Source organism: Micromonospora sp. NPDC007208 (genome assembly GCF_042869175.1).
GTDB lineage: Bacteria > Actinomycetota > Actinomycetes > Mycobacteriales > Micromonosporaceae > Micromonospora > Micromonospora foliorum.
Genome location: NZ_JBIAFG010000022.1, coordinates 63,994 through 90,109, shown reverse-complemented (window position 1 = coordinate 90,109; position 26,116 = coordinate 63,994). Strand labels below are relative to the sequence as shown.

Genomic DNA, 26,116 nt, shown 5'->3' with positions numbered 1-26,116 from the left:
CGGGCGCCGAACGGCCCGTGCGGCGCTGCGGCGGAGTCAGCTGGCGGTGGCGACCGAGGCGGCGGCGCGGGCGTCGATGGCCTGCTGGTAGAGCCGACCGGCCCGGTACGACGAACGCACCAGCGGCCCGCTCATCACCCCGGCGAAGCCGATCTCCTCGGCCTCCTCGCGCAGCTCCACGAACTCCTCCGGCTTGACCCAGCGGGTCACCGGGTGGTGCCGGGGCGAGGGGCGCAGGTACTGCGTGATGGTGATCAGCTCGCAGCCGGCCTCGTGCAGGTCGCGCAGCGCCTGCGAGACCTCGGACCGCTCCTCGCCCATGCCCAGGATGAGGTTGCTCTTGGTGACCAGGCCGTCGGCGCGGGCCTGCCGGATCACGTCCAGCGAGCGGTCGTAGCGGAACGCGGGCCGGATGCGCTTGAAGATGCGCGGCACGGTCTCCACGTTGTGGGCCAGCACCTCCGGGCGGGAGCTGAACACCTCGGCCAACTGCTCGGGGACGGCGTTGAAGTCCGGGATCAGCAGCTCGACGCCGCAGCCGGGCTGCAGGGCGTGGATCTGCCGGACGGTCTCGGCGTACAGCCAGGCGCCGCCGTCGGGCAGGTCGTCACGGGCGACACCGGTGATGGTGGCGTAGCGCAGCCCCATCGAGACCACCGACTCGGCGACGCGGCGCGGCTCGTCGGCGTCGAACTCGGCCGGCTTGCCGGTGTCGATCTGGCAGAAGTCGCAGCGCCGGGTGCACTGGTCACCGCCGATGAGGAAGGTGGCCTCCCGGTCCTCCCAACACTCGTAGATGTTGGGGCAGCCGGCCTCCTGGCAGACGGTGTGCAGCCCTTCGCGCGAGACGAGCCCGCGCAGCTGGGTGTACTCCGGGCCCATCTTGGCCTTGACCTTGATCCACGGCGGTTTGCGCTCGATCGGCGTCTCGGCGTTGCGCGCCTCGATCCGCAGCAGACGCCGCCCCTCGGGGGCCGCCGTTGCGGTGCGCGCTGCCTGGCCGGTCGTCGGCGCGGAGTGCTCGATCGTCACGAAAATGAGCCTACGCCGGACGGCAGGTGTCTATGTGCGTCAGGCGACCGGCGTCACGCCGCAAACGTTGTGACGCCGGACACCGGGGTGTCGAAAATGTGCGTCACACGAGCGGGATTCGGGTGCTACGGTCACCGCCAACAGCGACGACGGAGCCGAGTAGCCCCCGACCCGCCAGCGCAGAGAGCCGCCGGTGCTGAGAGGCGGTCTGGCGCCGGGGCGCGAAGACCCTCCCGAGCTGCGGGAAGAACGGCCGCGGGTCACCCGCGCCCAGTAGAGCCCGCCCGGCTGGCCCCGGTCATCAGGCGACGAACGAGGCCCCCGCTTCGGCCGGGGGCGAAGGTGTGGTGGCACCGCGAGGTTCCCGCTCGCCCACACCTCCCTGGGGCTGATGCGACGCTTCGCCACCCCAGGGCGGCGACGGCGTGGCGATCGACCGAGGAGCAGTACGCCATGCAACGAACCCTGTCCCAGCACCTGCCCGCCAGGATCGGCACGACAGTGCGGATCGCCGGCTGGGTGCACCGCCGCCGACTGCTGAAGTCGGTGGCCTTCCTGATCGTGCGGGACGCCACCGGCCTGGCCCAGGTGGTCGTCACCGACCCGGCCGTCCGCGCCGAGCTGGAGAAGCTCACCGAAGAGACGGTCGTCGAGGTCACCGCGACGGCCACCGCGAACGACACGGCGCCCGCCGGGGTCGAGCTGACCGACCCGACGGTACGTCCCCTCGGGCCGCCCGCCGTGCCACCGCCGTTCGACCTGTACCGGCCGGCGCTCACCGCGAGCCTGCCCACCCAGCTGGACAACGCGCCCACCGCGCTACGGCACCCCACCCGGTCGGCCGCGCTGCGGATCTCGGCGGCGGCGGTGGCCGGTTTCCGGGCCGCCCTCGACACCCACGACTTCGTGGAGATCCACACGCCGAAGGTGGTCAGCTCCAGCACCGAGAGCGGGGCGAACGTGTTCGCGCTGGACTGGTTCGGCCGGCCCGCGTACCTGGCCCAGTCACCGCAGTTCTACAAGCAGCTGATGGTCGCCGTCTTCGAACGGGTCTACGAGGTGGGGCCGGTCTTCCGGGCCGAGCCGCACGACACCGTCCGGCACCTCGCGCAGTACACGTCGCTCGACGCGGAGCTGGGCTTCGTCACCGACCACCGGGACGTGATGCGCGTGCTGCGCGACACAGTGGCCGGAATGCTGGACGCGGTGAGCGGGCGGGCCGGCGCCGCTCTGGCGACGCTCGGCGTCACGCCGCCGCAGGTGCCGGCGGAGATCCCGGCGGTGCACTTCACCGAGGCGCTGACGATCGCCGGCGCACCCGCCGACGAGCCGGACCTCGCGCCCGCCCACGAACGGGCGCTGGGCGAGTGGGCCCTACGCGAACACGGGTCGGACTTCCTCTTCGTCACCGGTTACCCGATGGCGAAGCGGCCCTTCTACACCCACCCGGACCCGGCGCGGCCCGCGTACTCGAACGGTTTCGACCTGCTCTTTCGGGGTCTGGAGCTGGTCACCGGTGGGCAGCGGCTGCACCGGCACGCCGACTACCTGGCGGCGTTGGCGGCGCGGGGTGAGCCGGTCGAGCCGTACGTCGGCTACCTGGACGCGTTCCGGCACGGCATGCCACCGCACGGCGGCTTCGCCATCGGGCTGGAACGGTTCGTGGCCCGGCTGGTCGGCGCGGCCAACATCCGGGAGGTCACGGCGTTCCCGCGCGACCTGCACCGCCTGACTCCGTAGGCGGGCGCCCTGCCGGCCCACTCGATCGAATGGAGGGGGCCGGCGGGGGCTCAGGCGGGGCCGAGCAGGTCCCACAGGTTGCCGGCGATGTCGCGGAAGACGGCGACCCGGCCGTACGGCTCGGTGCGCGGCGGCTTGACGAACTCGACGCGCGCCTCGACCATCCGGCGGTAGGTGGCGTCGAAGTCGTCGACCTGGAGGAAGAACCCGACGCGGCCGTGGGTCTGGTCGCCCACCGCGGCCTCCTGCCGCTCGCCGTCGGCGCGGGCCAGCAGCAGCCCGGTGCCGCCGCCCGGCGGGCGGACCACCACCCAGCGCTTCGGTCGCCCGTCGTTGGTCAGCGACGGGGAGTCCTCGGCCAGCTCGAAGCCGAGTACGCCGGTGAAGAAGGCGATGGCCGGGTCGTACTCGCTGACGACGATGGTGACGAGATCGATCTGCACCTGCCGAGGGTAGGCCGACCGTCGGTCACCCCGGCGCGCGGCCGGGTCTCAGACCGTGACGAGGGTGGAGAGTCGGCGCTCGACCACCGGCAGCACGTCGGCGACGCCGACCGGGCGGCCCAGCTCGGCGGTGAGCGAGGTGACGCCCGCGTCCCGGATGCCGCACGGCACGATCCGGTCGAAGTACGTCAGGTCGCAGTCGCAGTTGATCGAGAAGCCGTGCAGGGTGACGCCCCGGGCCACCCGGATGCCGATGGCAGCCACCTTGCGGGCCGGCCCCCGGTCGTCCTCGGGCACCCAGACCCCGCTGCGCCCCTCGACCCGACCGGCGGTCAGCCCGAACTCGGCGCACACGTCGATGAGCAGCTCTTCGGTCCGGCGCACGTAGGCGACCACGTCCACCGGGTCGGGCAGGCGCAGGATCGGGTAACCGACCAGCTGCCCCGGGCCATGCCAGGTGATCTTGCCGCCGCGGTCCACGTCGACGACCGGAGTGCCGTCCACGGGTCGGTCCCACGGCTCGGTGCGCTTGCCCGCGGTGTAGACGCTCGGGTGCTCCAACAGCAGCACGGTGTCGCCGCTCTCGCCAGCCACCACCGACTCGTGCAGGCGCCGCTGCTCGTCCCAGGCGGCCTGGTAGTCGAGCAGGCCGGCGCGGACGGCCGTCAGGCCGGGGGTCGTCGTCGTCACGGCGTCCAGCCTAGTCCCGCCAGGGGCGATCTTCCCTGGTGAGCCGCCTCACCGGCCTCGGTCAGGCCGGCGGGATGCGCCAGAGCCAGACGTCGTCGACCCGTTGCGGCTCGCCGAACAGGGCGGTGCCGGTACGCAGCAGCGCCTTCTCGTCGACCTCGAACTTCGCGCCGTGCACCTCGTCGGCAAGCACCACCGTCTCGATGCGCCAGTGCCGCAGGTCCGACTGGACCTCCCGGATCGTTCCGTCGGTGACGATGGGGACCAGCCCGGTACGGCCGGCCTGGTCCATCAACGCGCTCAGGGTGCGCGGCACCGGACCGATCCGGCCCCGCCCGCCCGGCCCGCCGGGGCCGAGAAAGAAGCCGCCCGGGATCTCGAACTCGCCCTGCCGGTGCGACAACGCGTACGCCTGCCACCGCTGGCCGTCCGGGTAGATGTCCACGGTCAACGGCACCGGGGTCAGCACCCCTTCGGGTGAGACGTAGTCCCGCCACGTGCCGGAGGTGATGAAGCGCGGGATCGGCTCCCGCTCGTCGGTCAGCAGCGGGGTGGGCAGCAGCGGCACCAGGGCCGCCGCGAAACCCAGCACCCAGGCCAGCTCCGTGGGGCGGTACCGGGGCGGCGCGGCGCGCAACTGGTCGACGGCGTACGCCAGCAGCAGCCCGATCACCGGCGCGACCACCAGCGCCAGCCGGGCCGGTAGCGCGGCGTTCACCACCGGCAGTTGTCCGACCAGGTCGAACGGCATGGGGAGGTCGGTGCGTCGGCCGTCGACCTTGGCGACCGGCCCGAAGGAGAGCACCGTGAAGACCAGCGCGAGGACGCCCAGCGCCCAGAGGGTGGCCCGGCGGTGCGCGTCGGCCCGCCGCCAGAGCGCGACGAAACAGACCACGGTGAGCACCAGCAGCGGGATGCCGAAGAACGAGTTCTCCTCGGTCGGGTTCGGTGCCAGCGAGGTACCCAACCCGGCCTCGCCGGCCAGCGAGCGGCGCGGGAAGGCGGCGAACGCCGCGATGTCCTCGGAGTGGATCAGCGGGTCGAAGCCGGTGCCGTGGAACCGTTGTGGCCCGGCGAAGTGCAACCACAACGGGTACGACAGCAGCACGCCGGCGACCACGGCGGTCACCCCGAGCCCGCGCAGGAAATTGGGCAGCGCGGCGCGTGCCTCCACGCGGTTGGCCGGGTGCAGCGCCCAGATGGCGACGAACACCCCCAGCGCCAGCGCGGTGAAGAACAGCCCTTCGGCGGCGATCGAGAAGGCCACCGCGACCAGCACGCCGAGGATCAGCCCGTCGCGCAGCCAGTGCCCCGGGCGGCGCAGTGCGAACAGTCGCCAGATCAGCAGCGGCACCAGCCAACCGGCGGTCCAGTTCAGGTGCGCGTTGGCGTGCGACACCATGCCGGGGGAGTAGGCGATGAACAGGGCGCCGATCCCGGCGGCCAGGCGGCTGCGCACCAGGTGCCGGGAGAGCAGCCAGTACCAGACCAGCGCGGTGGCGAGCAGGTTCAGGGTGAGGATCACCAGGAACGTCGCCGGTGGCCCGATCAGGTACGTCAGCGGGGCGAAGGCCACCGCGTACACCGTGATCGAGGTATTGACCGCGAGGTTCACGCCGTCCGGGACGTTGATCAGGTAGGTGAAGAGCGGGTTGTCGCCGTGGGTGACCGCGTGCCCGCCGAAGGCCAGCAGCCACTCGAACAGCGCCTGGTCGCTGGAGTTGACGGTGATGGTGCGGACGTTCGGGTCCCGCCACAGCCCACTGGTCACCCAGACGGCGAGCGCGAGCGCCACCAGCACGACGATCAGGTCGGCCCGGCGGTCCCGGACGGTGCGCGGCGGTGACGCGGGTGCGGGCCCGGTGGCCAGCGACGGGGAGGACGGCACGCAGCGGACGTTACCAACCGGACCTGGACGGGCCGGTCAGACCTGCAAGGAGGGGACCGTTGGGGACGGATTAGGCCCGCCACGTCGACGGTCTGGCGTACACAGCGTCCGTCGTGAATGTGTGAGTGTGCCCCATGTCATAGCGGCGACACATCGTCGTAACGTCTCGGCAACTCGACCGTGACCCAGTTCACAGTCCGCCCCTTCAGGAGGCCGCCGTGCGCCGCTCCTCGTCCACCCTCACCCGGCTGCTCGGTGCGGTCGCCGGGCTCGCCCTCGCCGTAGCGGGCGCCGTCGCCGTCGCCGCACCAGCCCAGGCCGCCACCCTCACCCAGGTCACCGGGTTCGGCTCCAACCCCGGCAACCTCGCCATGTACGCCTACCGGCCGGACGGTCTGCCGGCCAACTCCCCGGCGGTCGTGCTGCTGCACGGGTGTACGCAGAACGCCTCCGGCTACTTCTCCGGCTCCGGTTGGCAGAAGTACGCCGACCAGTGGAAGTTCGCCCTGATCGTCGCCCAGCAGCCCTCTGGCAACAACGCCAACTCCTGCTTCAACTTCTTCGAGGCGGGCGACACCACCCGGGGTCAGGGTGAGGCGCTGTCGATCAAGCAGATGGTCGACCACGCCAAGACGAACTTCGGGGTGAACGGCTCCCGGGTCTACGTCAGCGGGCTCTCCGCGGGCGGGGCGATGAGCGCGGTCATGCTCGCCACCTACCCGGACGTCTTCGCCGCCGGGTCGATCATCGCGGGGATCCCGTACCGCTGCGCCACGAGCATGGTCAACGCGTTCAGCTGCATGAACCCGGGTGCGGACAAGACTCCGGCCGCCTGGGGCGACCTGGTGCGTGGGGCGTACTCCGGCTACACCGGCCCGCGTCCCCGGGTGGCCATCTGGCACGGCACCTCGGACACCACTGTCACCCCGCTCAACGGCACCGAGTCCCGCGACCAGTGGACCAACGTGCGGGGCGTGTCGCAGACCCCGACCAGCACCTCGTCGCTGCCCGGCAACACCAGCCTGGAGGTGTACGGCAACGACGACGTGCGCCTCTACCGGATCTCCGGGATGGGCCACGGCACCCCGGTCGACCCGGGCTCGGCGGCCGAGCAGTGCGGCACCGCGGGCGCGTACTTCCTGGACACCATCTGCTCGACGTACCGCGACGCGCTCTTCTTCGGCCTGAACGGCGGCGGGACCAACCCGACCCCGACCCCGACGGTCACCGCCACCCCGACGCCGACCCCGACGGCCACTCCGACCACGCCGCCGACCTGCGTGACGGCCAGCAACTACGCGCACGTGGCGGCCGGTCGGGCGTACCAGTCCGGCGGCTACGCCTACGCCAACGGCTCCAACCAGCGCATGGGCCTCTACAACACCTTCTACTCCAGCGCCCTCAAGCAGACCGCCCCCAACTACTGGGTAATCGGCTGCTGACCCACCACCCCCCTGCACCTAACCCTTGTTGATCAAGAGGTTTGCGTCAGATTCCGGCCTCCGGATGACGCAAACCTCTTGATCAACTCGGTCGTCGGCGCGGGCGGGGGCGGGGGTGGGGGTGGGGCGGGGGTGGGGGTGGGGGTGGGGGCTCAGGTTAGGCGGGCCAGGACCGGCGCGAGTGGGTCCAGCGCGTCAGCGCGGACCACGAACCGGGTCACGCCCCAGCGCCGTTCGTGCTCGGCGACCGCCGTGAGGATCTCGTCCACCGTGCCGATCAGCACGAACGGGGTGGCCAGCAGCTCGGCGGGGGTCATGCCGTTGCGCCGGGCCTGCTCCGCGGCGGCAGCCTCCGCGTCGTCGGTGACCACCACCGTCTGGACCAGCGCCTCCAGCGCCGGCCTGTCGGTCCGGCCGGCCGCGCCGGCCGCCACACAGGCCAGCTGCGCCTCGATCTGGTCGGCCCGCCAGCGCGCCTCATGCTGGTGGCCGTTGGCGAGGGTACGCCCGAACCCGGTCAGCCCGACCACGTCGGCGTACGCGCCGGCCCAGCGCAGCAGCGTCGAGTTCGCCGTACCCACCGTCAATGGGATCCGGTCCTGCACCGGCCGGGGTTCGCGCAGCACCGCCTCGCGCATCGTCAGCTCGGCCGAGTCGACGGTGACCGAGGCGCCGTCGAGCAGTGCGCGGACCGCCTCGGCGACGGCCACGCAACGGCGGACCCGGCCTGCCACGTCAGGACGTTCCCGGCCCACCGCGTGCCACTCCGCCGGGGTGTGACCGGCGCCGACACCGAGCCGGGCCCGTCCACCGGAGATCAGGTCGAGGGTGGCCACGTCGGCCGCGAGCAGGATCGGTTCCCGTACGCCGAGGTTCGACACGTACGAACCGAGCCCGATCGTCGAGGTGACCGGGGCGGCGGCGGCCAGCGCCACGAACGGTGACGTCACCTCGCCGGGGTGGTCGGCGGCGAGCAGGGCGTCGAAGCCGGCGGTCTCGGCCCGACGGGCCAGCTCGGCCCAGCTCGCCGCGTCGGTCGGAGTGGCCTGGAGGGAGAAGGTCGCCATTCGTCCAGCATCGGCCCAAGCCAGCCCACCGGATACCTGCTGACCGCCGATTCTGCCGAGGGCCGAACCACCGGGGGTAGCCGCTGCTGACCTCCCACCCACCCCCACCCCTAACCCTGTTGATCATGAAGTTATTGCCACGACACGCCGAGGCGAGTGGCAATAACTTCATGATCAACGCGCTGGGGTTAGGGGGTTGTTAGGGCTGCTTGGAGGGCTTGGGGGAGGGTTTGGTGGTGGTAGGGGTAGGCGGCTCGGGTCAGGACTCCGGGGAGGACTCGGGTGCTGGTGAGGGCCTCGTGGGCGAAGCCGCCGAGGACCACCTTGAGCGCCAGCCCGGGAATCGGAATGACCGCCGGCCGGTGCAGTTGCCGGGCCAGCTCGCGGGTGAACTCGGCGTTGGTGACCGGGTTCGGCCCCACCACGTTGACCGGGCCGGCGATGTCGTCGCGGTCGAGCAGGAAGCGGGTCGCGTCCAGCCAGTCGGCCATCGAGATCCACGGCAGCCACTGCCGGCCGCTGCCCAGCCGGCCGGCGACGCCCAGCTTGAACGGCAGCAGCTGCGGCTTGAGCAGCCCGCCCTCGCGGTGCAGCGGCAGACCCGTACGCAGCCGGACCACGCGTACCCCGGCGTCCTCGGCCGGCCGGGTCGCGGCCTCCCACACCCGGCAGACGTCGGCCAGGAAGCCCTCGCCGGCCGGCGCGTCCTCCTCGACCGCCCGGTCGCCGGTGTTGCCGTACCAGCCGACGGCTGACGAGTTGAGCAGCACCCGGGGTCGGTCCGCGGCGGGGAGCCCGGCGACGGTGGTCGCCAGCGTGGTGGTGCTGTCCACCCGGGTGGTGCGGATCAACCGCCGGTAGTCGTCGTTCCAGCGCTTGTCGCCAACGCCCGCGCCGGCCAGGTTGACCACGGCGTCGGCCTCGGCGACCACGGCCGGGTCGAGCTGCCCGGCGGCCGGGTCCCACCGTCGCTCCTGTGGCCCGCCCGGTGCCCGACGGACCAACCGGGTGAGCTCGTGCCCGTCGCGGACGAGCGCGTCGGCCAGCCGGGTGCCAAGAAAGCCGGACGCGCCGGCCAGAAGGATCCGCATACCCCCATCTTCGTCCAGAACGCCACCGACGGATGCCCAGGGCGGCCGACGTCACCGGCACCGGGACGTGCCGGCGAAGAACCGGGACGTGCCGGCGAAGAAATCTGCGGGCGCCCCCGTGCGGCGCGGAAAACGCAGGTCAACGGGTCTCCCGGGGATCCGAAAAAGGCCACCGCGCGCTTTCGGTGGTCAGCGCGTTTCCGCAGGTCAGAGCGAACGTGAATGCGGTGTTCGCGATTGCTTCCCGCGGCGATGTGGCTGACCATGAGGCATCCGAGAGCGCCCCCGACTGGCGGGGTCGGTTCGCCGTGCCCACCGTCGGGCGATCCCTGAGGAGGAACCATGCCGATCCTGGTGACCGGAGCGACCGGAACCGTCGGAGGCAGCCTGGTCCGGCAACTGCTGGCCGCCGGCCACGACGTACGGGCGCTGACCCGCGATCCCGCCTCGCCGGCGGCCGCCGCGCTGCCCAGCGGCGTGGAGGTGCTGGCGGGCGACTTCGCCAGGCCCCGCACGCTGGCGCCGGCGCTGCGTGGCGTGACGCGCATGCACCTGGTCGCCATGGATGGGTACGGACCGCTGACCACCGGTGCGGAGATCTTGGAACTGGCCCGGAAGGCCGGCGTCCGTCGGGTCACCCACCTCGGTCACAACGATCCGAGCCGGGCCGACGACGACCCGCTCGAGGCCCCGCACCGGCCGCTGCACCGGGCGATCGAAAACTCGGGTCTGGAGTGGACGCACGTGTTTCCCGGCGAGTTCATGGCGAACACCCGGGACTGGGCGCACGCCATTCGGACCGAGGGGGTGGTCCGGGCACCGTTCGGTGACTGGAACAGCGCCCTGGTCCACGAGGCGGACATCGCCGCGGTCATCCTGGCGGCACTCACCCGCGACGGCCATGCCGGCCGGGTGTACCAGCCGACCGGGCCGGAGCCGGTCCGCCGCCGGGACGCGGTCCGGATGATCGGCGAGGCGATCGGCCGTCCGGTGCGGTTCGACGAGCTGACCCCGGAGCAGGCCCGGGAGTACTGGAAGGACACCTATCCCGCCGACGTGATCGAGTGGTTCCTGGAGATGGGCCAGTATCTCGACGGCAACGCCTGGGTCGCCCCGGACGTCGAGCAGGTGACCGGCCGCCCCGGGCGCCCGTTCCGACAGTGGGCCGTCGAGCACGCGGACAACTTCCGCTGACGACGCCCGGGGCGTGGACCGGCCCGGTGGTCAGGCCCGGTGGTCAGGCCGCCGGAGTCGGACGAAGGTCGGCCAGGAGGCGTTCCACCTCGGCGTAGGAATCGGGGCTCAGGGGGCCGAGTTCCAGGGTGGCCAGGTTCTCGTCGGCCTGTGCCACCGTGCGCAGGCCGGGGATCGGCACGGTACGGGGGCTGCGCGCCAGCAGCCAGCCGAGCGCGCCCTGGGCCAGGGTGCGACCGTCGGCGGTGAGCGCCGCGCGGACCTGGTCGACCCGGGCCGCCCAGCGGGGTGTCGGCCGGCCGTCGGTGAACCACTCCAGCCACTCCGGTGCCCGTCCCCGCACATCGTCCGCCCCGACCGCCCGGGTCGACCCGGTGAGCAGCCCCATCGCCAACGGCCCACGGTTGAGACTGGCCAGGTCGTGTTTGTCGCAGACCGCCAGCACCGCCGAGTTGTCGCGCAGCACCGACTCGTCGTGCTGGATCGCGGCGCAGTGCGGGCCGGCAGCCGAGAACGCCTCCGCGGAGGTCGGGTCGTCGGTGCTCCAGCCGTACGCCCGGATCTTGCCCTGGTCGACCAGGGCCTCCAGGGTGTCGACCAGATCGAGCGCGGCGGGCACCGGCAGTGCGTTGATGTGCAGTTGGTAGAGGTCGACGTAGTCGGTGCCGAGGCGGCGGAGCGAGTCTTCCAGGCTGCGCGCCGCGAAGGCCGGGCTGGCGTCGGTGCCGAGCGCCCGCCGGGTGGTCTCCTCGCTGACGTTGCCGAACTTGGTGGCGATCACCACGCTGTCCCGCCGCCCGGCCAGGGCCTGACCGAGGATCCGCTCGCTGTGCCCGGCGCCGTAGTTGCTGGCGGTGTCGAACAGGGTCACCCCCAGGTCGAGCGCCCGGTGGATGGTGCGGATCGACTCGTCGTCGTCCACCTCACCCCAGCCGAACGGCTGCCCGTCGTCACCCCAGAGCGGGCCGCCGATGGCCCAGCACCCCATTCCGATCGCGCTGACCGTGATGCCGCTGCGTCCCAGCGTTCGTGTCGTCGTCATGGTCATCAGCCTCCAACCTGGAGCGCGCTCCAGGTCAAGCACTACGATCTCGCGACATGAGCGGTTACGCCCCCTCGGAGGCCGCCCGCCGCAGCGGCTTCAGCCTGGACACCCTGCGGTACTACGAGAAGATCGGCCTCCTCGCGGACGTGGAGCGGACGGCGGGCGGGCAGCGGGTCTTCACCGACGACGACCTCGGCTGGCTGGTGCTGTTCCGCTGCCTGCGGGACACCGGGATGCCGATCGCGCAGATGCGCCGCTACGCGCAACTGGCCCGCGACGGCGAGCACACCGCCGACGAGCGCCATGAGCTGCTGCGTCACCACGCGGCGCGGGTCGAGGAGCAGATGCGCCTGCTCCAGCGCCAGTACGACCACCTCCGGGAGAAGATCCGCTTCTACGAGCGACTGCCCGCTACCGCATCGGGTCCGGAGTCCGGGCACGGCACCTAGAGGGGGCCGGGCGTGGTCAGGCCGAGCAGGTCCTCGGTCGTCCCGGGTCGACCGGTGAGCGCGTTCAGGGCGGTGACCAGCCGCTTCTCCTCGTAGCGGAAGTGCGACTCCAGGAGGGCGGCCAACCCGTCCAACTCGGCGCGTACCTGGGCGACCGGCACCGCCGCGTCGCCGCCCAGCAGTGCCTCGACCCGTTCCAGGATCCCCGCCACCACCTCGTGATCGGTGATCAGGTTCTCGATGACCGGGCGCAGTTCGGGGGCCTCCTCGGCCAGCAGCCGGAACGCGCCCGCGTCCTCACCCGTGTGGTGGCGGCCGAGCGCGGCGCAGAAGGTCAGGCAGTGTGCTCGCAGGTCCCGGGACGGGGTGTCGAGGCTTTCCCGCAGCCGGGCCAGTTCCGCGCTGAGCCAGAGGTGGATCTCGATCATCTGATTGCCGACGGCGGCGAGCCGGCCGGCCGGTGAACCGGTTGGGTGCACGTTCGTCCCATGCTGTCCCCGCGCCTCCATGCCCACGGCGGCCTTCGTGCCGGGTGCACCGCGACGCTGGGGCGGAGTCTAGCCCGACCGGCCCTGGGGACGCCGGAGTCACGGCGTGGTCGGCTCGTCGCTCTCCCGGACGTCGTGCCAACGCGCACGCCAGGCGGCCTCGTGCGCCTCGTGGCTGGTCCGCTCCTGAAAGACGGCGGCCCGCAGGGCGTGCCGGGACTGCGACATCACCATCACCTCCACGGCCACCAGCGCCACGCAGATCACTGTCGCGAGGGTGAGCGCGCCCAGCGCTGGCAGGTGCTGGCCGATCGGAAGGGCCGCCGTGAGCACCACGATGACGCCGACGCGGGTCCACGTGACGGTGTGCAGGGTGCGGAGCTGGAAGAGCAGGTTGACGCCGAAATAGCAGATCAACCCGCCGAAGAGCATCGGCACCGCCGGTCCCTCGACCTTCTCGGCGATCCCGCCGGCCGGGTCGGTGATCTTGTGCAGGACCTCCTCGTTGCCGATCGAGAAGAGGATCACCCCGGCGATCATCGGCAGGTAGAGATACGCGTACGCGTCGCGGGCCATCGCCACCCGGGGGCCGCCCTCCGCCGCGTGCAGGGCGATCCGAGCGGCCGGCCCGATGAAGTCGAAGTGCGCCCACCAGAGGGCGGCGGTGATCACGATGCTGAGCGCGGCGGCGGCCACCGCCGGCCAGGTGACCGGCTTGCCGAGCAGGTTGCCGCCCACGCCGGTGGAGATGATCGACTCGCCCAGCGCGATGATCAGGATGAGGTCGTAGCGCTCGGTCCAGTGCTCGGCGCTGGTCACCCCCCAGCCCCAGGTGCCGACGATGAAGCCGGTGGCGTACTGCACCACCACCACTGTGATCCACAGCCCGTCACGGACCAGGGCGGCCCGGTCGGGGTCGGTGATCTGCGGCGGGATGAGCGCGGCGGCGAGCAGCAGCACGATGCTCACCGCCAGCTCCGGCGCGAACCGCCGCAGTTGCCGCCGTTCCTGCGGGCTGTCCCGCACCACGTGCTGGTAGAGGAACATGTGTACGGCCCGGACCACGACGTAGCTGATGGCCACCAGCATCGGGCCGGCGGCACTTCCCTTCGGGTCGTTGAAGGCCTGCGGTAGCGCCAGCGCGAACGCGAACAGGGCGACCATCGCGATCACCATGAGCACCGGGACGTAGCCCTCGCCGAGCCGGACCCGGGTGGCGACCAGGCTGTGCACCACCCAGATCCACCAGAGCACGGCGAGCACCAGGCCGGCGTGCAGCAGTTGCCGGCCGGAGATGTTCGCGGCGGTGGCCCGGGTAATGATGAAGAACGAGAAGACGAAGACCAGATCGAAGAAGACCTCGAACTTGTCCACCCTGGCGCCGGGGGCGATCGGGACGGCCGGTCCCAGCTGTCCGCCCCGCCGGTAGCCGCCCACGATCCCACTCTGGCAGCGTCCGGGCCGGCCGGAGGCCCGAACGGCGATGGCGGCGGAGTCCGGCGTTACCTCCGGCCCGGGCCGGGGAAACACCGGGGCCCACGGCCTCCCGCAGCGGGCCGGTCGGTCCGCCCCACCCGGACAAGGATGGACAATGACGACGAACAACCCGATCACCACTTCGTTCGCCCCGCACTCGACGGCCATGGACGTGATCAGGGGCGTGGACCTCGTGGGGCGGCGGGCGATCGTCACCGGCGGGTCCTCCGGGATCGGCGTGGAGACCGCCCGCGCCCTGGCCAGCGCCGGCGCGGAGGTCACCCTGGCCGTCCGTAACCCGGACGCGGGCCAGCAGGCCGCCAACGACATCACCGGCACCACCGGCAACGACAGCGTCCTGGTCGCCCCGCTCGACCTCGCCGACCAGGGATCGGTCGCCGACTTCGTGGCCAACTGGGACGGCCCGCTGCACATCCTGGTCAACAACGCCGGCATCATGGCCGCACCCCTGTCCCGGACCCCGCAGGGCTGGGAGATGCAGTTCGCCACCAACCACCTGGGGCACTTCGCGCTCGCCACCGGGCTGCGCCCGGCACTCGCGGCCGCCGACGGGGCCAGGATTGTCTCGGTCAGCTCCGCCGCCCACCTGCGCTCACCTGTGGTCTTCGAGGACATCCAGTACGACCAGCGGGAGTACGAGCCGTGGCAGGCGTACGGGCAGTCCAAGACGGCCAACGTGCTGTTCGCTGTGGAGGCCACCCGGCGCTGGGCCGACGACGGCATCTTCACCAACTCGCTGATGCCCGGCGCGATCCGGACCAACCTCCAGCGCTACGTCAGCGAGGAGGAGCTGAACCGGCTGCGCGCCGGTAACGCGGCAACCTGGAAGACCGTCGAGCAGGGCGCCGCCACCTCCGTGCTGGTCGCCGCCTCACCACTGCTCGACGGGGTGGGCGGGCGCTACTTCGAGGACTGTCAGGAGGCTGCCCCCAACCAGCCCGGTGGGCGGACGGGAGTCGCGGCGTACGCGCTGGACCCGGAGGCCGCCGAGCGGCTCTGGCAGGTCTCGACCGCCCTGCTGAAGGAGTGAGGACCGCAGACGAGAGGGCGCCCCGGTCGACGACCGGGGCGCCCTCTCGGCGTTGCGGGTGGATCAGGCCAGGCCCAGCTCCGACTCGAAGTTGCCGGCCTCCAGCCGCTCCTTGACCGCGGTCAGGAAGCGGGCCGCGTCGGCGCCGTCGATCAGGCGGTGGTCGTAGGACATGGCCAGGTAGACCATCGACCGGATCGCGACGACCTCGCCCAGCTCCGGGTCGTTGACCACGACCGGCCGCTTGACCACGGCACCCGTGCCGAGCATCGCCGACTGCGGCGACGGCACGATCGGGGTGTCGAAGAGCGCGCCCCGGCTGCCCGTGTTGGTAAGCGTGAAGGTCGCCCCGGCCATCTCGTCCGGGGTGATCTTGTTGGCCCGGGTGCGCTCGGCCAGGTCGGCGATCCGCTTGGCGATGCCGCCCATGTTCAGCTCACCGGCGTTGTGGATGACCGGCACGAGCAGGCCGCGCTCGGTGTCCACGGCGATGCCCAGGTGCTCGGCGGCCGGGTAGGTGATCGTGCCACCGTCCAGGTCCATGCTGGCCTGGATGATCGGGTGGGTCTGGAGTGCCTCGATGGCGGCGAGCGCGAAGAACGGCAGGAAAGACAGCTTCACGCCGTGCTTGGCCTGGAACGACTCCTTCGCCCGCGTCCGCAACTTGGCGACCCGGGTGACGTCCACCTCGACCACGGTGGTGAGCTGGGCCGTCTCGTGCAGCGACTGCTGCATCCGCTTGGCGATGGTCGCCCGGATGCGCGGCAGCTTCTCGGTGGTGCCCCGCTTGCTGCTCGGCTGCGGCTTCTCGGCCGGCTTGGCCGCAGCCGCCGACGGTGCGGCTGCCGGCGCGGGCGCGGCGGCGGGAGCGGCCTTGGCGGCCTTCGCCTTCTCGGCGGCCTCCAGCACGTCCTGCTTGCGGATCCGACCACCCACGCCCGTGCCGTTGAGCGCGGCCAGGTCGACGCCGTGCTCACTGGCCAGCTTGCGCACCAGCGGAGTCACGTACCCGGCGGCCTCCTCGCCGGCACCCGGTGCCGGGGCGGACGGGCGCGGCGGCGTCGAGGCCGACGCGGCCGGCTGCGCGGCCTGCTCGGTCTTCGCCGGCTGGGCCGAGCTCTCGGTCTCCGCGGCCGGCTCGTTGTACGACATGCCGGGGGTCGGCTCCTCGACCTTCGCCTCGGGCTTCGGCTCGGCCTTCGGCGCCGGCTTGGCCTCCGCCTTGGGCTCGGGCTTCGGCTCGGGCTGCGCCGGGGCGGGGGCCGCGCCGGCAACGCCGATGATCGCCAGGTCGGCGCCGACCGCGGCGGTCTCGTCCTCGGCGACCTTGATCTCCAGCACCGTGCCGGCGACCGGCGACGGGATCTCGGTGTCCACCTTGTCGGTGGAGACCTCCAGCAGCGGCTCGTCGACCTCGATGGTCTCGCCGACCTGCTTCAGCCAGCGGGTGACCGTACCCTCGGTGACGCTCTCGCCCAGGGCGGGCATCTTCACCGCGGTGCCCTCGCCCGACGAGGCGGCGGCCGGAGCCGGCGCCTCGGCCGGGGCCTCGTCCTGGGCCACCTCGTCGGCGGTGCCCTCGGCGGCGGCCGTCGGCTCGGCGGCCGGCTCGACCGACTCGGCCGGGGCCTGCTCCTGCGGTGCGGCCTCGCCACCGCCGGTCGACTCGCCCTCACCGGCGATGACGGCCAGCTCGCTGCCGACCTCGGCGGTCTCGTCCTCGCCGACCACGATCCGGCTCAGCACGCCCGCAGCGGGCGACGGGATCTCGGTGTCGACCTTGTCGGTCGAGACCTCGAGCAGGGGCTCGTCAACCTCGACCGTGTCGCCCTCCTGCTTGAGCCAGCGAGTGACGGTGCCCTCGGTGACGCTCTCGCCGAGCCGGGGCATGGTGACCGATACCGGCATTTTCTGAGACTCCTTCATTCCCCTGGTGGGATCTTCGCCCGTCGCCGGACGCCGCGGTTTGGATGATCAGGCGTGCGCGTGCAGCGGCTTGCCGGCGAGGGCCAGGTGCGCCTCGCCCAGGGCCTCGTTCTGGGTCGGGTGGGCGTGCACGAGCTGGGCGACCTCCGCCGGGTACGCCTCCCAGTTGTAGATGAGCTGCGCCTCACCGATCAGCTCACCCACCCGGGCGCCGATCATGTGCACACCGACGACCGGGCCGTCCTCGACCCGGACCAGCTTCACGAAGCCGGTGGTCTTGAGGATCTGGCTCTTGCCGTTGCCACCCAGGTTGTAGTTGTACGTCTTGACCTTGTCGGCGCCGTACTGCTCCTTGGCCTTGGCCTCGGTGAGACCCACCGAGGCCAGCTCCGGGTCGCAGTAGGTGACGCGCGGGATGCCGACCTCGTCGATCACGGCCGGGGTCTGCCCGGCGATCTCCTCGGCCACGAAGATGCCCTGCTGGAAGCCCCGGTGCGCGAGCTGCAGGCCGGGCACGATGTCGCCGACCGCGTAGACGTTCGGCACGCTGGTGCGCAGCCGCTCGTCGGTCAGCACGTAGCCGCGGTCCATCTTGACGCCCTGCTCCTCGTACCCGAGGTTGGCGGTGTTCGGGCCGCGACCGACGGCGACCAGCAGCAGCTCCGCCTCGACGGTCTCGCCGCCCTGGATGGTCAGCTTGACGCCGCCCTCGGTCTTCTCGACCTTCTCGAACGGCTTGCCGACCTTGAAGTTGATCTTCCGCTTGCGGAACGCCCGCTCCAACGCCTTCGACGACTCCTCGTCCTCGGCGGCGACCAGCCGGGGCAGCGCCTCGACGATCGTCACGTCCACACCGAAGGACTTCCACACGCTGGCGAACTCGACGCCGATCACGCCGCCACCGAGCACGATCACCGACGACGGCACCCGGTCCATCGTGAGGGCGTGGTCGCTGGTGATGATCCGCTCGCCGTCGACGTCCAGGCCGGGCAGGCTCTTGGCGTACGAGCCGGAGGCCAGGACGATGTTGCGGCCGGTGTAACGCTTGCCGTCCACCTCGACCACGTTCTTGCCGACCAGCTTGCCGTGGCCCTCGACGATGGTGATCGCCTTGTTGCCCTTCAACATGCCCTGCAGGCCCTTGTACAGGCGGGAGATGACACCGTCCTTGTACGCGTTGACCCCGGCCATGTCGATGCCGATCAGCTCGGCCTTCACGCCGAACTGCTCCGACTCGCGGGCCTGGTCGGCGATCTCCGCCGCGTGCAGCAGCGCCTTCGTCGGGATGCAGCCGTTGTGCAGACAGGTGCCGCCGAGCTTGCCCTTCTCGACCAGCGCGACCTTCAGGCCCAGCTGGACGGCGCGCAGCGCGGTCGCGTAGCCGCCGCTGCCACCTCCGAGAATGACAATGTCGAAGGTCGCTTCGTTCGGCTCGCTCACGTCCAACTCCCAGGTCGCGTCGCTGCATCGGGGGTCACGGGGATGTAACACGGACACACCCCACCTCGGTCATCTTGTCACCACTGAGCACAGGGTGCGTACTGAGGTGCCCAACGACACGTCATCGACACGTACCCTTGGCACCGTTGTCGATGACGCACGGTGGGGGAGAGATCCGGTGGGCTTGTTCCGGCGCCGCAAACAGGCGGCTGTGCCGAGCCGTGACCGTGCCGCCGATCGTGGCGATCTGGACCATCTGGAGAACTTCATCCGGAGTCGGCGTGGCGTCGAGGCGTTCATCGAGCCCCGGACGACCGTGACGGAGACCACGGTCATCCTGATCGCCGACGACGGGGAGTGGACCCGCCGGCGCATCGACGGCCCGGACGGGGCCCGGCGCTTCGCGCACCGGATGGGCATCCCGGTGTACGACGTCCGGCTGATGGGCTACCCGCAGCGGATGCGTGACTTCAACGAGCGACGCAAACGTCGCCCCGAGCGGTACTGAGACACGCGAAAGGGGCCCCCTGAGCAGGGGCCCCTTTCGCGTTTCCGTCAGCCGTTCGCGGCGACATCCTCGACGAGCTGCACCAGCGTGCGGACCGGCACGCCGGTGCCGCCCTTGGTCCAGTAGCCGGTCGGCTCGCCCGAGTGGTAACCCGGCCCGGCGATGTCGATGTGCGCCCACGCCACGTCGTCGGTCACGAACTCGCGCAGGAACACGCCGCCCTGCAGCATGTGACCGGCCCGGTCCATCCCGGCGTTGACCTGCGAGATGTCCGCCACATCCGACTCCATGCCCTTACGGACGTCGTCGGGCAGCGGCATCGGCCAGGCCGGCTCGCCGACCGAGTCGCCGACCACCTGGACGCGGTTGCACAGCTCCGGGGTGCCCATCACGCCGGCCACCCGCTTGCCGAGGGCGATGACCTGGCCACCGGTCAGGGTGGAGGTCTCGAACAGGTAGTCGGTGCCGTCCGCGCAGGCGCGGGCGATGGCGTCGCCCAGGATCATCCGGCCCTCGGCGTCGGTGTTGAGCACCTCGACCCGCTTGCCGTTGAACATGGTGATCACGTCACCCGGCCGGTAGCTGGTGCCCGACGGCATGTTCTCCGCCATCGGCAGGTACGCGCTGACCGCCACCGACGGCTTCAGCGCGGCGATCGCCAGCATGGCCGCGCCCACCGCGGCGGCGCCCGCCATGTCGGACTTCATCTCCCACATGCCCTGCGCCGGCTTGATCGAGATGCCGCCGGTGTCGAAGGTGATGCCCTTGCCGACAAGCGCGACCCGCTTGCCGTTGCCGTCGCCCTGCGGGGTGTAGGTCAGCTTCACCAGCCGCGGCGGGGCCTCCGAGCCCTGCCCGACCGCGACGATGCCGCCGTATCCGCCGGCGGCCAGAGCCGCCTCGTCCAGCACCTCGACGCCGAGGCCCGCCTCGCGCGCCGCGCTCGCGACCGCGTCGGCGAACGACGGCGGACGCAGCTCGTTCGGCGCGGTGTTCACCCAGTCCCGGCTGAGCCGGACCGCGCCCGCCACCGCCTGCGCCCGGGCGATCTCCGCCTGGGCGCCCGCGTCGCCGGCGTCCGGCACCGCGATGAGCACCTCGGCCACCGGCTCGCGCCGGGTCGGCTGGGGCCGGGTCTTGTAGCCGGCGAACCGGTACCCACCCAGCAGCGCGCCCTCGGCGACCGCGCGCAGTTCGGCCGACGCGTCCGCGTCGTCCGGCAACGGCAGCGCCAGCGCCACCCGGGGTGCGCCCGCCAGGGCCCGGATCGCCGCACCGGCGGCCCGGCGCAGCGTCTCCGGGGCCGGGGCGGCACCCGACGGCTCCGGGCCGAGCCCGACCGCGGTGACCAGCGGGGCGGTGACGGTGCCCAGCGTGGCCAGCTTGATGACCTCACCCGGCCCACCGGTCGCGCCGAGCAGCGCGAGGGTCTCGGTCAGCTTGCCGTCGAACGCGGCCGCGATGCTCTCCGCGCCGCTGGCGAGCAGCAGGGTGCCGGCGAGGCCGCTGGTGGCGCCCTGCTCTCCGGTCTGGCTGTGCACGCCGATCACGATCGCGTCGACGGCGAGCTCGGCCGGGTCGGTGTCGACCAGGCTCAGGTTGGTGGTGCGGGGTGAAGTCACTGAAGCTACTCCGGGCGGGCCGGGCCGGTCGCGGCGTCGCGTACCAGCGGTGAAGGTCTCCGGCGGAACCTACCTGCCGGACGTCATGGCTGTCCCGCCGACAGCGCCAGCGGGCTCCCGCCGATGCTAACCAGCGACGTTGCCCCCGGTAAGTTGCCACCCATGACCGACGTGACCTCCGACGCCGCCGCGACCCGGCTGCGCCGTTCCCCGCTGCACGAGCGGCACACCGCCGCCGGAGCCAAGTTCGCCCCCTTCGGGGGCTGGGAGATGCCGCTGGAGTACGCCGGCGGCGGGGTGCTCAAGGAGCACACCGCAGTGCGTACGGCGGTCGGGGTCTTCGACGTGTCACACCTGGGCAAGGCCCGGGTGAGCGGCCCCGGCGCGGCCGACTTCGTCAACTCCTGCCTCAGCAACGACCTCGGCCGGATCGGCCCGGGCCGAGCGCAGTACACGCTCTGCTGCGACGACGCCACCGGCGGCGTGGTGGACGACATCATCGCCTACCTCTACGCCGACGACCACGTCTTCCTCATCCCGAACGCGGCGAACACCGCCGAGGTGGTGCGCCGGTTGCGCGCCGCCGCGCCCGCGCAGGTGACCGTCACCGACGAGCACGAGGCGTACGCGGTGCTGGCCGTGCAGGGCCCCCGCTCGGCCGAGTTGCTGGCCGCCCTGGGCCTGCCCACCGAGCACGGCTACATGAGCTTCTCCGCCGCCAGCCTGGCCGGGGTGGAGCTGACCGTCTGCCGTACCGGCTACACGGGCGAGCTGGGCTACGAGCTGGTGGTGCCGGCGGAGCACGCGGTAGCCGTCTGGGATGCGCTCTTCACCGCCGGCGCGGCGTTCGAGCTGCGCGCCTGCGGCCTGGCCGCCCGGGACACACTGCGCACCGAGATGGGCTACCCGCTGCACGGGCAGGACCTCTCCCTGGACATCAGCCCGGTGCAGGCCCGCTCCGGCTGGGCGGTCGGCTGGGACAAGCCGGCCTTCTGGGGCCGCGACGCGCTGCTCGCCGAGAAGGCCGCCGGCCCCCGGCGTACGCTGCGCGGCCTGGTGGCCGTCGACCGGGCCATTCCCCGCCCCGGCATGACCCTGCACGTAGGCGACACCCAGGTGGGCGAGGTGACCAGCGGCACCTTCTCCCCAACCCGCAAACAGGGCATCGCGCTGGCCCTGCTGAACACCGACGCCAACCTCACCGACGGCGACGAGGTCGAGATCGACATCCGAGGCCGCCGAGCACCCCTGAAGCTGACGAAGCCCCCCTTCGTAACCCCCTCAGTGAAGTAACCCCCCGGCCTTGCCCCGTTGATCAAGAGGTTTGCGTCAGATTCTCGTCCGCACGTGACGCAAACCTCTTGATCAACGCGGGTGGGTGGTCAGGGGGTGGGGGTTGGGGGTTCGCCGGAATCTAGGACTGCTTGGGTCCAGCCGCCTTCTATGACGCCTGTGGCGTCCAGGACGGCCCAGTCGACCACGTCGGACGTCTCCACGACCACGGGGGCGCCGATGCGGACGCTCTGGTCGGTGTTGGCGTCGCTGGCGCTCACGCCGACGATGCGCTCCGGGGTCTCCCACGAGGTGACGCCCGCCCAGACGTACTCCGGGCCGTCGTCACCGGGCAGGCCGTACTTCACCACCAGCTGCGACTCGGTGGGGAGCTGACCGGCGACGAACCGGGCCCGCGCGTCACCGAGCGCGGCCCGGGCGGTGGCGACCGCACGGCTCATCGCGTCACCGGAGCGGGCGTAGCGCACGTCCGGCTGGATCCCGGAGAACAGGGTCGCGCAGGCGGCGGCGTAGTAGCGCCCGTCCGGGCCGGGGTGCCCGGCCGGCGGGCGCAGGCTGAGGAACGAGTCCGCCTCCGGGTCGGTCGCCGGGTCCAGTTCGAGGCGGAGCAGCACCGGGGCGGTGGCGCCGTGCTGCTCCGGGTTGCCGTACGCCACCGCGATGTCGTGCCCGGTGACCGTGGCGAGCACCGGCAGTTGCACGAACGCCGGCACCTCCTCGCCGGTGAGCCCGTCGGTCCAGTCCCGCAGCAGTCGGCGGGCCGCCCCGGTCATCACCGCACCCCAGGCGCGGGTGAGGTGGTCGGGCACCCCCTGGGTCTGCAACTCCAGCAGACCGAAGCGGCGCAGCCCCTTGGTGGTGAACCACAGGCCCTCGGTGTCCGACGAGTACGGCACCAGCACCCAGTCGACAAGTCGGACGCGGCCCTGCTCGTCGGGGAGGGAGCGCAGCGCGGTCGCCGGGTCGAGGAACTGGAGGCCGAAGACGTCCACCACGTCGCTGTCGACGGACTCCGCCACGGCGGCCGCGACCGCCCGGGCGGCCCACTCGTGCGCGGGCGGCCAACCGGGCCGGTACTCGGCCTGTACGACCACCAGGTGCGTCGCCGCCGCCAGCCGGGCCAACTGCTCCTTGGTGGCGCCGAACGCGGTGAGCAGGTCCGGCGGCAGCTCGGGGAACTCGGAGATCGGCCGGGTGTCGACGCTCATCAGCGGGCTGTCGAGCATCTGCCGGGCCAGCCCGTGCACCGGCTCGGCCAGCCGGCCGGTCAGGGCCGCCACCGCGGTCTTCGCACTGACCTTCGGTAGCCCCGCCATCGGCACCAGGTAGGTCGCGCTGAGCGACTCCGGCACCGGTACGGGCAGGAAGTCGTCCGTGATGAGCATTGTGGGATCCCCCGGTGGCCGCGCCGGTGTTGTCGAGCCGAACGCTACCCGGCCCGCCGGGCCCGGTTCAGCCGGACAGCACCAGACCCAGGTAGACCAGCGTGGTGACCACCTCGACGGTGGCGCCGAGGACGTCGCCGGTGATCCCGCCGAGCCGGCGTACCACGTGGTTGAGCAGCGGTAGCGCGACGGCGATCGCGGCCACGACGGCCAGCGGCCCCTGCCACGGGCGGCCCGGCACCGCGGGCACCGCCAGCAGCACGACGACGACCGCGCCGGCGACCACTGCCACCGGGCCGACCGTGCCGGCCACCAGCGCGCCCAGTCCGTCCGGCCGGGCCGCCGGCACTCCCCGCCGGCAGGCCACCGCGACACCGAGCCGCCCGGCCGCGGTCGCCGCGACCACCGCCGCGAGCCCCGCCGGCCAGGACCGACCGGCGAGGTCGGCGAGCGCCGCCGCCTGCACCAGGAGTACGACCACCAGGGCGACCACTCCGAACGGGCCGACGTCCGGCTTCTTCATGATCTCCAGGGCGGACGCGCCCCGGCGGTACGAGCCGAGCGCGTCCACGGTGTCGGCCAGCCCGTCCAGGTGCAGCCCCCGGGTGAGCAGCGCGGCGACGCCGACGGTCACGCCGGCCGCCACCAGTGGGGGAGCGAGCGCGCCGGCCAGCAGCAGCACACCGGCCAACAGGGCGCCGAGCAGCGCGCCGACCACCGGGGCAAGGGCCATCGCCGTGCCGGCGACCGAGCGGTCGATGCGCCCGGCCCGCACCGGCAGCGTGGTGAACGTGGTGAGGGCCAGCCGGGCTCCCGCGAGGAGCCGTGGCTCAGCCGGCACGCCAGCCCGACGCCGGCTGCTCGTCCGCCCCGGTGCTGGCCGGGCCCGGCCCGGCCGGCTCCGGCTCGACGAAGTCGGGCTCGGTGTAGTCGGGCTCGGCGAGATCCGGGTCGGCGTAGCTCGGGTCGGTGGACTCCGGCTCGTCGGCGGCCGGGTCGGTGTCGTCCGTGCCGCCCAGCGACGGGTGCACCGGCAGCGCGGCGGACAGCGCCAGCACCGAGCGCAGCAGCGGCAGCGCGACAAGCGCGTTCGCGCCCTCGCCGAGATCCAGCCGCAGGTCGAGCAGCGGGGTGAGGCCCAGCACGTCGGCGGCGAGCCGCACGGCCGGGTGCCCACCGTGGTCGGCCAGCAGGCACCAGTGCCGGGCCTGCCCGGCCAGGTCACGGCTCACCATGCCGGCGGCCAACCCGACCGGTCCGTCGAGCAGCACCGGCACCCGGCGGGCGGTGGCGCCGAGCAGCACGCCGGTGGCCACGGCCACGTCGCCGCCGCCCAGCTCGGCCAGGATGTCCTTGGCGCCGCGCGACGAGCGCCGGGTGCGGTGCAGCGCGTCGCGGACCGCCGCGCAGCGGATCATCCACGCCGCGTCGTCGATCTCGCCGGATTCGGTGATCACCCGGCCCAGCACGGCGGGCGGCTCCGCGCCCGCGGTCGCCGCGAGCACCGCCGCGGCCGCCGCCTCGGTGCCGGCGCCGCACGCGCCGAGCACCAGCAGTTGTACGCCGGCGTCGGCGGCCTGCTCGGCCAACCGCCAGCCGTAGCGCAGCGCGGACTCCACCTGCTCCGGCGCGAGGGCCGGCTCGTCCTCGATCGGCCCGGAGGCCGGAGTGTCCACCACCTGGAGACTGGCGCCGCTCTCGGCGGCCAACCGCGCCAACGCGCCCCGGCCGGCGCGGGCCTGCGCGGCGCGGCGTGCCGACTCACCGGCGACGGTGCCGGCCGACGCCCCGCCGGCGTGGTCGCCGTGCAGCAGCAGCACCCGCACCGAGCCCCAGGCGGCGGGGATCGAGGTGCCCTGGGTGGCGGCGGCGAAGCCCACCACCCGGTCCAGTACGCCCAGCCCGGCGCCCGGTACGTCAAGCGTGGCCAGCCGGTCCACCGCCTGCGGGCCCGCGTACTCGTCGGGCATCGGCAGCTCCATGCCGGGCTGGATGACCAGCCCGGTGGCCACCATCGGCAGCGCCATGGTCGGCGCGGCCCACGCGTTGCCCGGCTCCGGGGTCGGGGCGGCCGGCGGCGTGTGGGTCAACACGTCGGGCAGCTGCACCTCGGGGATCGGCTCGGCGTCGGCCAGGCTCGCCACGACCGGCGCGGCAGCGGCCGTCGGCGAGCTAGCGGTAGCGGTGGCGGCAGCCGTCGGCGCGGTCGCGGTGGCGAGAGCGGCCGGCGTGGTCGCGGTGGCGCCCGGCTTGAGCCAGACCGGCTGACCGGCGACGACAAGCACGACCGCGTCGCAGGCGTCGGCGACCGCGCGGTTGGCCGCGCCCAGCGCGTCGGTGAACGCCCGGCCCAGCGGGGTGGTCGGCACCAGCGACAGCCCCACCTCGGGGCTCACCAGCACCACCCGGGCGGCACACCCGCGGATCGCCTCGGCCAGCTCGGCGATCGTCGCCACGTCGTCGGCGGGCTGGTGGTCCGGGTCGAGCAGCACGGTCACCCAGCCGCCCAGGTCGTCGACGAGCAACATCTCGTTGGGCTCGGCGGACTCCAGCACGTCGGCCAGCCGGCGCGGATCCTCGGTGGTCTCCTCGGTGGTCCAGCTGCCCGGCCGCCGGGCGCGGTGCGCCGCCAACCGGGTCGCCCACTCGGTGTCCTCCGGGTCGCCCTCGGGCGCGGTGGCGACGTAGCGGACCACCGGCGCGTCGGTGACCAGGGACTCGGCGAACTCGGACTTGCCGGACCGGATACCGCCGAGCACCAGGACCGTGTTCCACCCGTCTACGGACATGCCCGTACCTTAAGGCCGCCCGGGGTCGCGGTGCCTGCCGGCCCGGTGCTCCCGGTC

The 26,116-nt window shown here is 72.6% G+C and carries 22 protein-coding genes; 7 read left to right on the top strand and 15 right to left on the bottom strand.

Going from position 1 to position 26,116, the window contains the following annotated elements:
* Window positions 1-36: 36 nt before the first annotated feature.
* On the bottom strand, window positions 37-1,032 hold the full coding sequence (lipA, locus tag ACFYL6_RS30655; protein ID WP_387176626.1) for a lipoyl synthase: 996 nt from the start codon (window positions 1,030-1,032) through the stop codon (window positions 37-39).
* 453 nt (window positions 1,033-1,485) lie between these two features.
* Between lipA and aspS the strand changes: the two genes are divergently transcribed.
* Window positions 1,486-2,772 (top strand): aspartate--tRNA(Asn) ligase, encoded by a 1,287-nt coding sequence (aspS, locus tag ACFYL6_RS30650; RefSeq protein ID WP_387176624.1) that lies wholly within the window; start codon window positions 1,486-1,488, stop codon window positions 2,770-2,772.
* 50 nt (window positions 2,773-2,822) lie between these two features.
* Here aspS and ACFYL6_RS30645 read toward each other — a convergent pair whose 3' ends face one another.
* The 3 genes from ACFYL6_RS30645 to ACFYL6_RS30635 all read right to left on the bottom strand — a co-directional run bounded on the left by ACFYL6_RS30645 (window position 2,823) and on the right by ACFYL6_RS30635 (window position 5,793).
* Window positions 2,823-3,215 carry a VOC family protein gene (locus ACFYL6_RS30645; RefSeq protein ID WP_387176622.1) on the bottom strand — a complete coding sequence of 131 codons (393 nt, stop codon included), beginning with the start codon at window positions 3,213-3,215 and terminating at the stop codon, window positions 2,823-2,825.
* Window positions 3,216-3,263: 48 nt separating this feature from the next.
* Window positions 3,264-3,905: a lipoyl(octanoyl) transferase LipB gene (gene lipB / locus ACFYL6_RS30640; RefSeq protein WP_387176620.1), complete on the bottom strand. Its 642-nt coding sequence runs from the start codon at window positions 3,903-3,905 to the stop codon at window positions 3,264-3,266.
* Between the two features lie 61 nt (window positions 3,906-3,966).
* Window positions 3,967-5,793, bottom strand: a complete 1,827-nt coding sequence (locus ACFYL6_RS30635) for a DUF2079 domain-containing protein (RefSeq protein WP_387176618.1) — start codon at window positions 5,791-5,793, stop codon at window positions 3,967-3,969.
* A gap of 218 nt (window positions 5,794-6,011) precedes the next feature.
* Here ACFYL6_RS30635 and ACFYL6_RS30630 point away from each other — a divergent pair, with 218 nt between their 5' ends.
* Window positions 6,012-7,235, top strand: coding sequence for a PHB depolymerase family esterase (locus ACFYL6_RS30630; protein ID WP_387176616.1), 1,224 nt, complete (start codon window positions 6,012-6,014; stop codon window positions 7,233-7,235).
* A 152-nt stretch (window positions 7,236-7,387) separates the two neighbouring features.
* Here the strand turns inward: ACFYL6_RS30630 and ACFYL6_RS30625 are convergent, their stop codons facing one another.
* Window positions 7,388-8,302 (bottom strand): LLM class flavin-dependent oxidoreductase, encoded by a 915-nt coding sequence (locus tag ACFYL6_RS30625; RefSeq protein WP_387176614.1) that lies wholly within the window; start codon window positions 8,300-8,302, stop codon window positions 7,388-7,390.
* A gap of 188 nt (window positions 8,303-8,490) precedes the next feature.
* Window positions 8,491-9,393 carry a TIGR01777 family oxidoreductase gene (locus ACFYL6_RS30620; protein WP_387176612.1) on the bottom strand — a complete coding sequence of 301 codons (903 nt, stop codon included), beginning with the start codon at window positions 9,391-9,393 and terminating at the stop codon, window positions 8,491-8,493.
* 342 nt (window positions 9,394-9,735) lie between these two features.
* Between ACFYL6_RS30620 and ACFYL6_RS30615 the strand changes: the two genes are divergently transcribed.
* Window positions 9,736-10,587 (top strand): NAD(P)H-binding protein, encoded by an 852-nt coding sequence (locus tag ACFYL6_RS30615; RefSeq protein WP_387176610.1) that lies wholly within the window; start codon window positions 9,736-9,738, stop codon window positions 10,585-10,587.
* 43 nt (window positions 10,588-10,630) lie between these two features.
* Here the strand turns inward: ACFYL6_RS30615 and ACFYL6_RS30610 are convergent, their stop codons facing one another.
* On the bottom strand, window positions 10,631-11,629 hold the full coding sequence (locus ACFYL6_RS30610; RefSeq protein ID WP_387176608.1) for an aldo/keto reductase: 999 nt from the start codon (window positions 11,627-11,629) through the stop codon (window positions 10,631-10,633).
* A 56-nt stretch (window positions 11,630-11,685) separates the two neighbouring features.
* Here ACFYL6_RS30610 and ACFYL6_RS30605 point away from each other — a divergent pair, with 56 nt between their 5' ends.
* Window positions 11,686-12,081, top strand: a complete 396-nt coding sequence (locus ACFYL6_RS30605) for a MerR family transcriptional regulator (RefSeq protein WP_387176606.1) — start codon at window positions 11,686-11,688, stop codon at window positions 12,079-12,081.
* Here ACFYL6_RS30605 and ACFYL6_RS30600 read toward each other — a convergent pair.
* Window positions 12,078-12,560: a hemerythrin domain-containing protein gene (locus ACFYL6_RS30600; RefSeq protein ID WP_387176604.1), complete on the bottom strand. Its 483-nt coding sequence runs from the start codon at window positions 12,558-12,560 to the stop codon at window positions 12,078-12,080. The two genes, ACFYL6_RS30605 and ACFYL6_RS30600, sit on opposite strands and share 4 nt — an antisense overlap.
* 108 nt (window positions 12,561-12,668) lie before the next feature.
* Entirely contained in the window at window positions 12,669-14,006 is a 1,338-nt protein-coding gene (locus ACFYL6_RS30595) for a low temperature requirement protein A (protein ID WP_387176602.1), read from the bottom strand.
* A gap of 154 nt (window positions 14,007-14,160) precedes the next feature.
* Here ACFYL6_RS30595 and ACFYL6_RS30590 point away from each other — a divergent pair, with 154 nt between their 5' ends.
* On the top strand, window positions 14,161-15,096 hold the full coding sequence (locus ACFYL6_RS30590; protein WP_387176600.1) for an SDR family NAD(P)-dependent oxidoreductase: 936 nt from the start codon (window positions 14,161-14,163) through the stop codon (window positions 15,094-15,096).
* Between the two features lie 63 nt (window positions 15,097-15,159).
* Here the strand turns inward: ACFYL6_RS30590 and sucB are convergent, their stop codons facing one another.
* Window positions 15,160-17,004, bottom strand: coding sequence for a 2-oxoglutarate dehydrogenase, E2 component, dihydrolipoamide succinyltransferase (gene sucB / locus ACFYL6_RS30585; protein ID WP_387176598.1), 1,845 nt, complete (start codon window positions 17,002-17,004; stop codon window positions 15,160-15,162).
* A gap of 66 nt (window positions 17,005-17,070) precedes the next feature.
* On the bottom strand, window positions 17,071-18,462 hold the full coding sequence (gene lpdA, locus ACFYL6_RS30580; RefSeq protein ID WP_387176596.1) for a dihydrolipoyl dehydrogenase: 1,392 nt from the start codon (window positions 18,460-18,462) through the stop codon (window positions 17,071-17,073).
* Between the two features lie 178 nt (window positions 18,463-18,640).
* Here lpdA and ACFYL6_RS30575 point away from each other — a divergent pair, with 178 nt between their 5' ends.
* Window positions 18,641-18,970, top strand: coding sequence for a hypothetical protein (locus ACFYL6_RS30575; protein WP_387176594.1), 330 nt, complete (start codon window positions 18,641-18,643; stop codon window positions 18,968-18,970).
* Between the two features lie 47 nt (window positions 18,971-19,017).
* Here the strand turns inward: ACFYL6_RS30575 and ACFYL6_RS30570 are convergent, their stop codons facing one another.
* The gene (locus ACFYL6_RS30570) at window positions 19,018-20,592 is read right to left on the bottom strand and encodes a leucyl aminopeptidase (RefSeq protein WP_387176593.1); all 1,575 of its coding nucleotides are present in this window, start codon (window positions 20,590-20,592) and stop codon (window positions 19,018-19,020) included.
* Between the two features lie 162 nt (window positions 20,593-20,754).
* Between ACFYL6_RS30570 and gcvT the strand changes: the two genes are divergently transcribed.
* Window positions 20,755-21,885, top strand: a complete 1,131-nt coding sequence (gcvT, locus tag ACFYL6_RS30565; protein WP_387176591.1) for a glycine cleavage system aminomethyltransferase GcvT — start codon at window positions 20,755-20,757, stop codon at window positions 21,883-21,885.
* An 89-nt stretch (window positions 21,886-21,974) separates the two neighbouring features.
* On the opposite strand, the gene ACFYL6_RS30560 is transcribed toward gcvT, so the two are convergent.
* The 3 genes from ACFYL6_RS30560 to ACFYL6_RS30550 form a co-directional block, all read right to left on the bottom strand.
* On the bottom strand, window positions 21,975-23,270 hold the full coding sequence (locus tag ACFYL6_RS30560) for a DUF2314 domain-containing protein (RefSeq protein ID WP_387176589.1): 1,296 nt from the start codon (window positions 23,268-23,270) through the stop codon (window positions 21,975-21,977).
* 67 nt (window positions 23,271-23,337) lie between these two features.
* A complete protein-coding gene (gene cobS, locus ACFYL6_RS30555) occupies window positions 23,338-24,111 on the bottom strand; it encodes an adenosylcobinamide-GDP ribazoletransferase (RefSeq protein ID WP_387176587.1) in 774 nt (257 codons plus the stop codon).
* On the bottom strand, window positions 24,101-26,059 hold the full coding sequence (locus ACFYL6_RS30550) for a bifunctional adenosylcobinamide kinase/adenosylcobinamide-phosphate guanylyltransferase (protein WP_387176585.1): 1,959 nt from the start codon (window positions 26,057-26,059) through the stop codon (window positions 24,101-24,103). The genes cobS and ACFYL6_RS30550 overlap by 11 nt, the downstream gene beginning before the upstream one ends.
* Between the last annotated feature and the right edge of the window lie 57 nt (window positions 26,060-26,116).